Below are 13008 nucleotides of genomic sequence, written 5' to 3'. Positions count from 1 at the left end.
TGCGCACCCCTGTTCGCGCGACGCCGCGATCACGAGGCTCGGGTCATGACCCAGCACCGAGCGCCGTACCGCGCCCATTCCTTCGAGGACCTGCTCAACACCCTTCCCACGATCTTCGGGTTCGTCCCGCGCGAGAGCGTGATCGGCGTGTGCGTCCACTCCGACCGCAACGCGTTCGGTTTCCGGCTGCGTCACGACCTTCCTGAGGCGGGTCGCGAGGGCGCGCTGGCGGCCGAGCTGGCGCCGCACCTGGTGCGCAACGGGGGCGACGGCTTCCTGCTGTTCGCGCTCTCGGCCGACGCGGAGCGCGCTCGCACGATGCTGTTCTCCTTGCGGGAAGAGCTGCCGCGCGGGACGTGCCGCGTGGCCCTGTGGGCGGACGACGACCGCTTCTGGACCGACCTGCCGGGTGGCCCCGTCGAAGGAGAGCCGTACGCGCTCAGTGACCACCACGAGGCGCGCCTGCACGCCATCACCGAGGGCATCGTCGTCCTCGGCGACCGTGCCGAGTTGTATGCCGAGGTCGCCGGGCCGACGGGGGAGCGGCTGCGCTGGCTCGACGCCGCCCACGACCACGTCGTCGAGGCCTTCGTCGCCCGGGCGCTGCGGCCGGACGTGGACGACCTGGTCGAGCAGGAGCGCACGCGGGTCGCGTCGCTCGTCGATCGCGCCCTGGCGGGGGAGAGGCTCACCGACGGCGACCTCGTGGAGGTGGCCGTGCTGGTGGCGTCGATCAGCGTGCGCGACGCCGCGTGGGTGCGGATCGACGGTGAGAACGCGCTCGCGATGCACGCCGTGTGGGCCGCGGCCTGCCGGGTCGCCGTGCCCGACTTCGCTCCGGCAGTGCTCAGCCTGGCGGGGTTCGCGGCGTGGCAGGCGGGCGACGGGGCCCGGGCGGTGGTGGCGTTCGAGGAGGCCTTGAGGATCGACCCCGAGTACTCGATGGCGCGGCTGCTGGCCGAGGTCGTGCAGGCCGGCGTGCACCCGGGCCTGTGGGACGCCCCGTCACTCACCGCATGAGGCGACCCACCCGTCACGCTCACCCGGCGGAGTGGGCCGTTCTGGTCCTAGGCTGGACGGCATGGGACAAGACGTCGAAGCCCGCGAGTTCACCGGTGAGGACCGGGCGCGCTATCGCGCCAAGGTGCGTCGCAACCTCGACGTCCTCGCGGCGATGCTCGGACAGCAGGACTTCTCGGTGCCCGACCCCCACGTCGGCATCGAGATCGAGTTCAACCTCGTCGACGACGAGGGCGATCCGGCGCTGCGCAACTCCGAGACCCTCGACGCGATCGCCGACGAGGACTTCCAGACCGAGCTCGGCCGGTTCAACATCGAGATCAACGTGCCGCCCGCCCCCGTCGCGGGACGGGGCCTGGCGACGATGGCCGAGGAGATGCGCGACGACCTGAACGCGGCGCAGGCGAAGGCCCAGACGGTCGACACCGGGCTGATGATGATCGGCATCCTGCCGACCCTCGACCACGCCCACTTCACGCGCGAGACGATCTCGGCCAACCCCCGGTACCACCTGCTGTCCGAGCAGATCCTGACCGCGCGCGGCGAGGACATCCACATCGTCATCAACGGGGTCGAGCGGCTGCGCACGACGATCGACACGATCATCGGCGAGGCCGCCTGCACCAGCACGCAGCTGCACCTGCAGGTCGAGCCCGACGACTTCGCGCCCACGTGGAACGCGGCGCAGGCGATCGCCGGCGTCCAGATCGCGGTGGGTGCCAACTCGCCGTTCCTGCTGGGCAAGCGGCTCTGGCACGAGACGCGGATCGCGCTGTTCGAGCAGGCGACCGACACCCGCACGGCCGAGCTCAAGGCCCAGGGCGTGCGGCCCCGGGTGTGGTTCGGCGACCGGTGGATCACCTCGGTCTTCGACCTGTTCGAGGAGAACTCCCGGTACTTCCCGGCGTTGCTGCCCATCGTCGACGACGAGGACCCGGTCGCCGAGATCGAGGCGGGCCGGATCCCGAAGCTGGGCGAGCTGCGCCTGCACAACGGCACGATCTGGCGCTGGAACCGCCCGATCTACGACGTCGTCGACGGCAAGCCGCACCTGCGGGTCGAGAACCGGCTGCTTCCGGCCGGCCCCACCGTGCGCGACACCGTGGCGAACGCCGCGCTGTTCTACGGCTTGGTGACCGCGCTGACAGAGCAGGAGCGCCCCGTCTGGAGCCAGCTGTCGTTCCGGGCGGCAGAGGAGGGCTTCCACGAGGCGGCCGTGGCCGGGATCGAGGCCGAGGCCTTCTGGCCGGGTGTCGGGGCCGTCCCCGTGCGCGAGCTCGTGCTGCGCCACCTGCTGCCGCTGGCGCACGTCGGGCTCGAGCGCCGCGGCGTGGACGGCGCGGTGATCGACGAGTTCCTCCAGATCATCGAGCGGCGCTGCGTGACCGGCCGCAACGGCTCGACGTGGATGATCGAGCAGTTCGACCATCTCCACGACCGTGGCAAGGACGTCTTCGACACGATGCGCGGCGTCACCCGTCGCTACGCGGAGCACATGCACGAGGGGGAACCGGTGCACACCTGGCCGGTCGACTGAGCCGCTGCGCCGGTAGTGTGGTGGGCCGTGGCACACTGGTGCCAGAGGTTGACCGCAGGCCTCATTGTCATGCCCAGAACGACGTTGTGAGGTTGATGTCCCGGTGACTCGTGCCGCCCAGACCGAAGAGGCTGCGAACACGAAGCAGGCGCCCGCCACGGCAACGAAGAAGGCTCCGGCGAAGAAGGCGGCCGCCAAGAAGGCACCCGCCAAGAAGGCCGCCGCGAAGAAGGCTCCGGCGAAGAAGGCAGCTGCCAAGGAAGTCGTGCTGACCGACCAGGTCGACCTGGCCGACGTCCTCGAGACGCCCGTGCCGGTCGTCGGTCCCGATGGCAAGAAGGTTCTGCCGGACATCGCCGACGAGGTCTTCGAGAAGGATCTGAAGGAAGATCCCACGCTCAAGGAGGACGAGGCGTCCGCCAGCTTCACGCTCTCCAGCGCCGACGAGACCGACGAGCCCGCGGTCCAGGTGACCGTCGCCGGCGCGACGGCCGACCCGGTCAAGGACTACCTCAAGCAGATCGGCAAGGTCGCGCTGCTGACCGCCGCCGAGGAGGTCGAGCTGGCCAAGCGCATCGAGGCCGGCCTGTTCGCCGAGGAGAAGATCGCCAAGTCCAAGCGCGTGGCCGACAAGCTGCGCGAGGAGCTGGACTGGATCATCGTCGACGGCCGCCGCGCGAAGAACCACCTGCTCGAGGCCAACCTGCGACTCGTCGTCTCGCTGGCCAAGCGCTACACCGGCCGAGGAATGCTCTTCCTCGACCTCATCCAGGAGGGCAACCTGGGCCTGATCCGTGCGGTCGAGAAGTTCGACTACACCAAGGGCTTCAAGTTCTCGACCTACGCGACGTGGTGGATCCGCCAGGCGATCACCCGCGCGATGGCCGACCAGGCCCGCACGATCCGCATCCCCGTGCACATGGTCGAGGTCATCAACAAGCTGGCCCGCGTCCAGCGCCAGATGCTGCAGGACCTGGGCCGCGAGCCCACGCCCGAGGAGCTGGCGGTCGAGCTGGACATGACGCCCGAGAAGGTCGTCGAGGTCCAGAAGTACGGCCGCGAGCCGATCAGCCTCCACACGCCCTTGGGCGAGGACGGCGACAGCGAGTTCGGCGACCTCATCGAGGACTCCGAGGCGATCGTCCCGGCCGACGCCGTGTCGTTCACGCTGCTCCAGGAGCAGCTGCACGCCGTGCTCGACACGCTCAGCGAGCGTGAGTCCGGCGTCGTCTCGATGCGGTTCGGCCTCACCGACGGCCAGCCCAAGACGCTCGACGAGATCGGCAAGGTCTACGGCGTCACGCGCGAGCGCATCCGTCAGATCGAGTCCAAGACAATGAGCAAGCTGCGTCACCCGTCGCGTTCGCAGGTCCTGCGCGACTACCTCGACTGAGCTCACTCCGTCTCCAGAACGCCCGCCCGGCATTGCCGGGCGGGCGTTCTGCTGGTGGCGGACGACCTGCCGACCGCCTCACTCCAACATTTGGTGCGCGTTTACCGCTCTGCGCCCTCAGCGAGGTAAACCCGTTCCACAAGTGGGTGGCGCGGGCGGGGCAGACCCATCCCTCAGCCGAGCCGGCGTCGCGCGGCTCGCGCCACGCGTCGCAGCAGCGGGGGAGGGCCGGCATCCGAGCGGACCACCGGCGGATATCCGGGGTCGACCGCCACGGCGGACACGGCGGCATCGAACCGCTCGGCGCCACCGTCCGGGCCGAACCCGTGCCGGAGCTCGTGGCGCTCGAGGAATGCCGCGTACGTGTCGAAGCGGCGCGCGTGCCCGTCGACCAGCGAGGACCAGTCGGCCTGCGCGTACAGGTCCGGCGCCGAGATCTCGTCCGGATCGTGCTCGTCGAGGCGCACGAAGGGGATGGCGTGGTACTTGGCGAGCTCGAGCGTCCGGGAGTCGTGGGCCAGCAGCACCGCCGGCGTGCCCGAGATGAGCGACACGATCGTCCCGTGGATGCGGGTGCCGAAGGTGAAGCGCTGGGTCTGCAGGAACTCCTGCCACGCGGGGATGTTCACGGGGAAGACCGTCCGGCCGGGAGCGAACACCGGGTGGTCGGGGTGCAGGGGGAGCAGCGGATCGTCGCCCGGCAGCGGCTTGCCGTGCAGCAGGAGCCTCAGCGTGCGATGGTCCTGGCCGATGTAGGTCAGGTGGGGGTGCCGGCGCAGGCTCCGGCGCAGGATCGGCCCCATCTCGGTCACGTAGGGCGAGATCGTGACGGCGATGGGATCGTCGTCGGCGATCCGGCCGGGCAGGCGCAGCGGGAGCTCGGGGCCGTGCAGGAACAGCGACGGGCAGCCGATGACGTCGACCTCGGAGTCGTCGAAGCCCAGCCCGAGCAGGTACTCCTTCGTGAAGTCGCCGCGCACGCCGATCGAGGGACCGAGCCGCAGGACGGCGCGCACGAACCGGGTGGTGGCACGGTCGACGGCCTCACGCTCCTCGCGCGGCGCATTGCCGTCGAGGTCGGCCTGCGCGCCGACCCCCAGCACCGTGAACCGCGTCGTGAGCTGCTCGATCGCGGCCGACTGTCGTTCGAGCGCCTTGAGGTTCGACGCGCGGAAGTGATTGGCCAGCGGGAAGACGACGTGGTCGAACTCACGGTTGACCCGCGCCGGATCGGCGAACCACGGTCCCGTGGGCGCGGCGGTCACCTGGTCGCCGGGGTGGCTGAGCAGTCGCTCCGCGGCGTAGCTGAAGGCCAGGTTGCCGACGTTGTTGCCGATCAGGTTGCGGTCCAGGACCGTCGGGGCGTCCGCCGGATCGAGCGCGGGGTGGTGGACCTTCAGGAGAATGCGCGCCACGCCCGTCACTCTACCGGCGCCCCACCGCCGCCGCGTTGACGTGGCGGCCGCGACCGATGGGTTAGTCTGATGCGACCGTTCTTATCGTCTCGGGGAGTTCATCTGTGATCGTCAGCCAACGTCTTCGGCTCGCGTCCGTCGCCGCGATCGGAGCCCTCGTGCTGCCACTCGTCGCTGCCACGTCGACCTTCGGTGCCGACGAGGTGACCCCCGAGAGCACGTCCGACGCCGCCCCGGCCGCGACCGAGACCCAGGCCCCGGCCGCCGAGGCCGAGCCTCGGTCCGCCGAGCCGCAGGCGGTCGCCGCCGCTGCCACGTCCCGGCGTCCGTACGGTGCCGGCTACCCGGTCGACGTCGAGGCCAACTTCTCGCGCCCGTACTTCGACAAGGGCTGGTCGAACCGCGACTTCTCGCTGTTGAACGACCTCGAGCGCCTCATCCGCGGCTCGTACAAGACGCCGGCCGGCAAGCTCAAGTCCAAGAAGCAGCGCCGCGCGACGTGGGTCTACGCCGCCAACTCGCGCATGGAGGAGTCGGTGCGCGTGGGCCGCGAGCTCGTCCGCGCCGCGAAGGCTGGCGTCAACGTCCGGTTCATCCACCCCGACGCGCACCACTCGGGCGCCTCGCGCAAGCTGCGCAGCCAGCTCAACGGCACCAGGTACGGGGCCTACAAGATCTGCGGGAAGCGCAAGTCGATGGCCTGCCTGTCCAGCATCAGCGGCGCGATCATGCACTCCAAGATCGTCATGGTCAGCGACACCTACACGCGCAGCAACAAGCGGGCGCGTGGCGTCGTGTGGACCGGCTCGACCAACTTCGGCGGCCGCAGCGGCGAGCGCACGTACAACAACGGCAGCACCGTCTACAACGACAAGAAGCTGTGGTTCCAGATGCGCGGCGTCTGGAACGACATGTGGGCCGAGCGCAACGTCGGTCGCGACTACATGCGCTACATCGCCAAGCGCAAGACGCGCTACGGCTACCGCACCGCCAAGCGTGACGGCTACACCAGCGCCTACGCCAGCCGCGGGATGCTCTACTCGAACCTGGCGAACTACACGGTCCACGTGACGCCGATCAGGGCCACGCCGACCAACGGCCGTGACCCTATCCTCAACATGCTGAACCGCATCGTGCCGGACCAGCAGTGCCGCATCCGCGTCATGGAGAACCGCTTCAAGTACCGCCGCATCGCGCTGGCGTACAAGTTGGCGGCGCTCAACAACGGCGGCTGCCGCGTCTCGCTCGTCGCGTTCAAGGACGACTGGAAGAAGAACTACCTCGAGCACTGCCGCCACCTGCTGCGCGTGTGCAAGCCGATCCTGGACGTCCTCAAGACGTCGCGGACCGAGGTTGACGCCGCGTACGCCCAGATCCACGACAAGACGATCCTGGTCGACGCGAAGCTCAAGCGGAACGCGATGAACCCCGAGGAGCGCCTCCCCAGCGGTCGCGCCTGGCCGCGCGACGGCGCGCGGGTCAAGCTCGTGCTGGCCGGCTCGGCCAACCTCACCGGCTCGAACCTCGTCGCCAGCGACGAGATGACGACCATCACCACCGACCCGGACGTCTATGACTCGTACGTCGAGCACTGGCGCTCGGTCACCCAGACGAAGGCCTACGGCATCTTCAAGTACTGAGGCCTCAGCCGCCGACGACGAAGGCCCGGTCCCGACACTGTCGGAACCGGGCCTTCGTCGTGGTCGCTCAGACGGTCAGGCGGTCGCTCTCGTCGCGGTAGTCGACAGCGATCTCGCGCAGGCGCGTCTCGTGCTGGCGGGCATGGTGCCCGCAGAAGACCAGGTCCGCGCCGGACGAGAGCTCGACGCGGACGAAGGCCTGGGCGCCACAGCGGTCACAACGGTCGGCTGTGGTGAGGGCGGGGAACTCGGCGGTGGCCGTCACGGTGTCCTCGTTTCGTCGGGGGTCGAACATCTCCATGAATACTCTCTCATCGACCCAAAAGCCCGCGGACACGCGGTGCCGCGTGTCGGTTCGCTCGGTCGCGCTCGATACCGTGGGAGGTCGGGGGACTGACGAGGAGGAGAAGGACATTTCGACCTACGACGCGCGCAATCTGCTCGTCCTCGAGGGACTCGAGGCGGTGCGCAAGCGCCCGGGCATGTACATCGGCTCGACCGACACGCGCGGTCTCATGCACTGCCTCTGGGAGATCATCGACAACTCCGTCGACGAGGCCCTCGGTGGGCACTGCACCAACATCGAGGTCCTGCTGCACGCCGACAGCTCCGTCGAGGTCCGCGACAACGGGCGCGGTGTGCCGGTCGACGTGGAGCCCAAGACCGGGTTGACCGGCGTCGAGGTCGTCTACACGAAGCTGCACGCGGGCGGGAAGTTCGGCGGCGGCTCGTACAACGCGACGGGCGGCCTGCACGGTGTCGGCGCATCGGTCGTGAACGCCCTCTCCGCCCGCCTGGACGTCGAGGTCGACAAGGGCGGCGCCACCTGGGCGATGTCGTTCCGTCGCGGCGTGCCCGGCACGTTCAAGGGCGACGCCATCGACGCCGACTTCACCGAGGACAACACGCTGCACAAGGTCGGCAAGGTCGCCAAGGCCCGCACCGGCACCCGCGTGCGCTACTGGGCCGATCCGCAGATCTTCATCAAGGGCGCCAAGTTCTCGTACGAGGACCTCGTCGCCCGTGCGCGCCAGACGTCGTTCCTCGTGCCGGGACTGCGCATCGTCATCCGCGACGAGCGCGGCGACGAGCCCCAGGAGGAGGAGTTCCTCCACGAGGGCGGCATCTCCGAGTTCTGCGAGTTCCTCGCGCCCGACGCTCCCGTCAGCGACGTCGTGCGGATCCAGGGCGAGGACACGTTCGTCGAGACCGTGCCCGTGCTCGACAGCAAGGGCCACATGACGCCCCAGGACGTCGAGCGGACGCTGGGCGTCGACATCGCGCTGCGCTGGGGCACCGACTACGACACGGTGCTGCGGTCCTACGTCAACATCATCGCGACGCCGAAGGGCGGCACCCACGTGTCGGGGTTCGAGCGCGGCATGACGAAGACCTTCAACGAGGTGCTGCGCACGACGCGACTGCTCAAGAACGGCGATCCGGACGTCATCAAGGACGACGTGCTCGAGGGGATCACGGCCGTCGTGACGGTCAACCTCGCGGAGCCGCAGTTCGAGGGCCAGACCAAGGAGGTGCTGGGCACGCCGGCCGTCACCCGCATCGTCAACAAGATCGTCACGCGTGAACTCAAGGAGTTCCTGACGACGAACAAGACGGCCCAGAAGGCCAAGGCGCGCCTCGTCATGGAGAAGGTCGTCGCCGCGTCCCGCACCCGGTTGGCGGCGCGCCAGCAGCGCGACACCCAGCGGCGCAAGAACGCCCTCGAGTCCAGCGCGCTGCCGGCGAAGCTGGCCGACTGCCGCAGCAACGACGTCGAGCGCTCCGAGCTGTTCATCGTGGAGGGCGACTCCGCGCTCGGCACGGCCAAGTCCGCGCGCGACGCCGAGTTCCAGGCCCTGCTGCCGATCCGCGGCAAGATCCTCAACGTCCAGAAGGCCAGCATCGGTGACATGCTCAAGAACGCCGAGTGCTCGTCGATCATCCAGGTCGTCGGCGCCGGCTCGGGCCGCACGTTCGACATCGACGCCGCCCGCTACGGCCGGATCATCTTCATGGCCGACGCCGACTCCGACGGTGCGCACATCCGCTGCCTGCTGGCGACGCTGTTCTTCCGCTACATGCGGCCGCTGGTCGAGGCCGGACGGGTGTACACGGCGGTCCCGCCGCTGCACCGCATCGAGCTGGTCTCGCCGAAGAAGGGCCAGGACAAGTACATCTACACGTACTCCGACGCCGAGCTGCAGCGCAAGCTGGCCGAGCTGAAGAAGCGCAACATCCGGTGGAAGGACGCCCCCCAGCGCTACAAGGGCCTGGGCGAGATGGACGCCGACCAGCTGGCCGAGACGACGATGGATCCGCGCCACCGCACGCTGCGCCGACTCACGGTCGACGACGCCGAGGTGTCCGCCGAGGTCTTCGAGCTGCTGATGGGCAACGAGGTCCCGCCGCGCAAGGAGTTCATCATCCAGGGCGCGTACGAGATCGACGCCGAGATGATCGACGCCTGATCCCGGTACGCCCCACTCGTTCGTCGGGGCGTACCGAGACCCGGTCGGCGGGTCCTACTCGACGGGCTTGAGCAGGCCCGAGTCGACGTCGTAGAGGAAGCCGCCGACCTCGACGGAGTCGGGCACGAGGGGGTGGCTCTTCACCCGGTGCACGTCGTGGCGCACCGTGGACTCCTGGTCCTCGATGACGCCGATCGTCATCCAGGACGCGTCCGTGCCGGTGAAGCTGGCGATTCCCTCCTTGACCTGCTCCTCGGTGGACGACGCCATGGCGCAGCGCGTGTGCTCGATGACCAGGACGCGGTTGACCTTGAGCAGGCTGACGCCCAGCACGATGGCGACGAGGACCTGGTCGGTGACGCGACCACCGGGATTGCGCAGGATCTTCGCGTCGCCCTCCTTGAGGCCGATCATCGCGAGCGGGTCGATGCGCGAGTCCATGCACGTCACCATCAGGACGCCGGCGCGCGCGATGCCGTCGAAGCCTCCCTCGTGGTCCTGGGCGTAGAGCCGGTTCGCTTCCAGTAGGTCGTCGAAGGTCGTGTTCACGAAGAAAACGTAGCGCGGCGCCGCAGGAGCAGCAGCGCGAGGGCGGCGCCGATGAACGCGGCGATCGCGGCACCGGCGAAGACGGCTTGCAACTGCGCGATCCCGGCTTCGCGCATCGCGCTGGTGTACGCCTTGCACGAGCTGGTGTCGCCGCACAGCTGCTCGATCGGGGGCAGGTCGGAGACAGCGGCATGGAACGCGCGCAGGCCGACCGTGGTGAGGGCCGAGATCCCGATCAGCATGCCGATCATGCGCGCGACCACCAGCAACGCGCTCGCGAGCCCGTGGACGTCGTCGGCCGTGTGCTCGAGCAGTGCCGCGTTCACGGGCGCGATCGCCAGGCCGAAGCCCAGGCCGCAGGCCGCGAGCACGACCGTGGAGGTGAACGACTCCAGGGACGACGCGTCCCACCGCGCCATGACGAGGAAGCAGGCGCCGGAGAGCGCGAGGGCGCCGGCGGTCAGCGGTGCGGCCGACCAGCGCCGCAGGAGCCAGCCGCCCAGCACCGCCCCGACGGGGAGCGCGACCAGGAACCGCACGAGCACGAGCGCCGCCTCGAGCTGGTCGTCGGGCGCGATCGTGAGGCGCGCGAAGAACGGGATGTCCACGAGTGCGGCGATGAGCGCGGCGCCGACGAAGAAGGACACGGTGATCGAGCCCCAGGCGGGCCTCGACGCGAGCGAGCCCCGCGGGATCAGCGGGTTCGCCGCCCGGCGGCCCCGCCACACGAACAGCGCGAGGGCGACGGCGGCGAGAGGCAGCAGGACGATCGCGTCCTCGGACAGCGCGGCCGTCTCGGGCTCGGCGCTGGCGAACGTGACGATGACGGCACCGAGCGCGACCGTGAGCGCGGCGGCGCCCCACAGGTCGGTCTCGCGCGCGATCTCGCCCCACCCGCGCCAGTCCAGCAGCGGCGACGCCGCTGTGGCCTGGCGCAGCACGAAGGCCAGCAGGAGGGCATAGCCCGCCAACGCGACGGGTGTGAGCCAACGGGACTCGCCGGCGACGGGCAGGAACGCGAGTCCGCTCGTGACGCCCGTCGTGAGCCGGTCGGGCTCGAGCATGACGAGCAGGAGGCAGGCCCCGGCCAGCCCCGCGAGCAACAGCCCGATGAGGTCGAACGGAGGTCGCTCGCGGTCGGGGGCGCGGTGCCGCAGGAGGGCGGCGGCGATGACCAGGCCGACGGCCGCGTTGAGCCAGAAGATGTCGTGCCATGTGCCGAAGGCCAGGATCGCCGCGCCCCACAGCGGGCCGACGACGCTGCCCAGCTCCTGCACGGCACCGACGACGCCGAGCGGGAGGCCCCGGCGCTCCGCCGGCCACGTGTCGGCGATCAGCGCGAGGGTCGGCGGGATGAGGCCGCCGCCCCCGATGCCCTGGATGAGCCGACCCAGGACGATCGTCGTGAGGTCGTAGCCGGCGGCGGTGACGACCGAGCCGATGGCGAAGATGATCAGGCAGCCCATCAGGACGGGCACGCGGCCACGCAGGTCGGACACGCGCCCGATCAGCGGCAGCACGGCGACGTAGCCGAGCAGGAATCCCGAGATGATCGGAGCCGCTCGCTGCAGGTCGTCGACGGTCAGGCCCGCCGCCGTCATCATGTCCGGCAGGGCCAGGACGACGACGTAGGTGTCGGCGGCGGCGAAGCCGATCGCGACGGCGGCGAGCGTGAGCAGCCCGCGCGATGCCAGCTCCTTCGTCACCACCGGATCAGGGCGCTTCGATGGCGGCGGCTTCGTCCCGCGGGTCCAGGGTCAGCGTGTAGGTGACGTCCTCGTCGCCGTAGAACGGGCCCTTGATCTGCGCGTCGTGCAGCTCGTCGTCGTCGGTGAGGCGGTACGTGACGGCGAACGTCGCGGCCTCGTCGGCCGTCGGGATCAGGGCCTTGATGCGGTCCCCGGCGATCGTGCCGGTGATCTTGGTCAGCACCTCGTCGCCGTCGCGCGAGCGGTCGCCGGCCTCGACGTCCTCGGTGACGCCGAGCAGCGATCCGACGCCCGAGTCGGAGTCCTGGCCGACCAGGTCGGCCGGGTCGGGCGCGCCGAGCGAGGCGGGGTCGAGCGGCGCCCACAGGGGCGAGAAGCCCGTCTTGGCCCAGACCCTGCCGTCGACGGCGATGACCTCGGCGCCGATCGAGGCGCCGCCCGCGACCACCTTCACGTCGCCCTGGAAGGCGGGGGAGTGGTCGCCGATCCCCGTGGCCGAGAGCAGGCCCTTCGTGCCACTGGGCAGCTCGGGGGTGGTCAGCGAGATGTCGAACGACTCGGCGTCGGCCAGCACCTCAGCGGCGGCGTCCAGCCGCTCGTCGGCCGGGGCCGAGCCGCCGTCGTCGTCACCCGTGCACCCGCCGAGCAGGAGGGCGCCACCAAGGAGCAGGGCAGGCAGTCGTCGTGAAAACACGGCGTCAGTCTGGCACGTCCGCCCCGACGGTGAGGTCATGAGCGGACGCGGACACGCCTGCGATCGGCTGGGCGACCGGCGTGCCCGACGCGTCACGCTTCTCGACGGGCTCGGGCAGGTCGACGGGCGATCCGGACGCGGCGGACGCGATGGGCGCACCGTCGCCGACCCACGCGAACACGAGCGCGTCCTCGTCGCGCAGCAGGCGCTGGCAGCGCACGCCTCCGGTCCCTCGGCCCTTCGCCGGGTAGGCGGCCAGGGGGCTGACCTTGACCGAGCCGGCCTGGGTCCCGGGCAGGGCGTCCGAGCTGCCGGCCACGGTGACGACGTGGGCGGACTCGAGGTCCGAGACCGCGCCGAAGGCGACGACGTGGGCGCCCGCGCCGAGCTTGATGCCGGCCACACCACCGCCGGAGCGGCCCTGCGGACGGACGAGCGACGCGGAGAAGTGCAGCAGCTGGGCCTCGGACGTGACGAACGCCAGCTCCTCCTCGCCGGTGCGCAGCGGCACGGCCCCGACGACCTTGTCGCCGTCCTCGAGGCGGATCAGCTCCCACGAGTCGCGGCCGAGGTGGTCGGGCCG

General features: G+C 70.2%; 11 protein-coding genes. 5 read left to right on the top strand and 6 right to left on the bottom strand.

Translation table 11 applies throughout. The annotated features are described in order from the left end of the window. Nucleotides 1-45 precede the first annotated feature (45 nt). From RT323_RS02170 to RT323_RS02160, 3 genes are all read left to right on the top strand, one after another. On the top strand, nucleotides 46-1020 hold the full coding sequence (locus RT323_RS02170) for a DUF4192 domain-containing protein (RefSeq protein WP_313404604.1): 975 nt from the start codon (nucleotides 46-48) through the stop codon (nucleotides 1018-1020). Between the two features lie 61 nt (nucleotides 1021-1081). Further along, nucleotides 1082-2557: a glutamate-cysteine ligase family protein gene (locus RT323_RS02165; RefSeq protein WP_313404602.1), complete on the top strand. Its 1476-nt coding sequence runs from the start codon at nucleotides 1082-1084 to the stop codon at nucleotides 2555-2557. 103 nt (nucleotides 2558-2660) lie between these two features. Next, nucleotides 2661-3950 carry an RNA polymerase sigma factor gene (locus tag RT323_RS02160; RefSeq protein ID WP_313404600.1) on the top strand — a complete coding sequence of 430 codons (1290 nt, stop codon included), beginning with the start codon at nucleotides 2661-2663 and terminating at the stop codon, nucleotides 3948-3950. 173 nt (nucleotides 3951-4123) lie between these two features. Here the strand turns inward: RT323_RS02160 and RT323_RS02155 are convergent, their stop codons facing one another. Then, complete coding sequence (locus tag RT323_RS02155; protein WP_313404598.1) at nucleotides 4124-5365, bottom strand: polysaccharide pyruvyl transferase family protein; 1242 nt, start codon at nucleotides 5363-5365, stop codon at nucleotides 4124-4126. A 104-nt stretch (nucleotides 5366-5469) separates the two neighbouring features. On the opposite strand from RT323_RS02155, the gene RT323_RS02150 reads away from it, so the two are divergent. After that, nucleotides 5470-7005, top strand: a complete 1536-nt coding sequence (locus tag RT323_RS02150) for a phospholipase D-like domain-containing protein (RefSeq protein WP_313404596.1) — start codon at nucleotides 5470-5472, stop codon at nucleotides 7003-7005. Nucleotides 7006-7072: 67 nt separating this feature from the next. On the opposite strand, the gene RT323_RS02145 is transcribed toward RT323_RS02150, so the two are convergent. Next, the gene (locus RT323_RS02145; RefSeq protein ID WP_396171754.1) at nucleotides 7073-7306 is read right to left on the bottom strand and encodes a hypothetical protein; all 234 of its coding nucleotides are present in this window, start codon (nucleotides 7304-7306) and stop codon (nucleotides 7073-7075) included. Between RT323_RS02145 and RT323_RS02140 the strand changes: the two genes are divergently transcribed. Further along, nucleotides 7305-9473: a type IIA DNA topoisomerase subunit B gene (locus RT323_RS02140; protein ID WP_396171752.1), complete on the top strand. Its 2169-nt coding sequence runs from the start codon at nucleotides 7305-7307 to the stop codon at nucleotides 9471-9473. The genes RT323_RS02145 and RT323_RS02140 overlap by 2 nt on opposite strands. 54 nt (nucleotides 9474-9527) lie before the next feature. Here RT323_RS02140 and RT323_RS02135 read toward each other — a convergent pair whose 3' ends face one another. The 4 genes from RT323_RS02135 to RT323_RS02120 all read right to left on the bottom strand — a co-directional run. Beyond that, nucleotides 9528-10022: a carbonic anhydrase gene (locus RT323_RS02135; RefSeq protein ID WP_313404592.1), complete on the bottom strand. Its 495-nt coding sequence runs from the start codon at nucleotides 10020-10022 to the stop codon at nucleotides 9528-9530. Further along, nucleotides 10019-11728, bottom strand: coding sequence for an MFS transporter (locus RT323_RS02130; protein WP_313404590.1), 1710 nt, complete (start codon nucleotides 11726-11728; stop codon nucleotides 10019-10021). Before RT323_RS02130 ends, RT323_RS02135 begins: the two co-directional genes overlap by 4 nt. Before the next feature lie 7 nt (nucleotides 11729-11735). After that, complete coding sequence (locus tag RT323_RS02125; RefSeq protein WP_313404588.1) at nucleotides 11736-12425, bottom strand: LppX_LprAFG lipoprotein; 690 nt, start codon at nucleotides 12423-12425, stop codon at nucleotides 11736-11738. A 4-nt stretch (nucleotides 12426-12429) separates the two neighbouring features. Further along, on the bottom strand, nucleotides 12430-13008 hold a 579-nt coding region (locus RT323_RS02120; protein WP_313404586.1), incomplete at its 5' end, for a DNA gyrase C-terminal beta-propeller domain-containing protein.

Source organism: Aeromicrobium sp. (genome assembly GCF_032084975.1).
Taxonomy (GTDB): Bacteria; Actinomycetota; Actinomycetes; order Propionibacteriales; family Nocardioidaceae; genus Aeromicrobium.
This window is presented reverse-complemented; position numbering and strand designations above follow the sequence as displayed.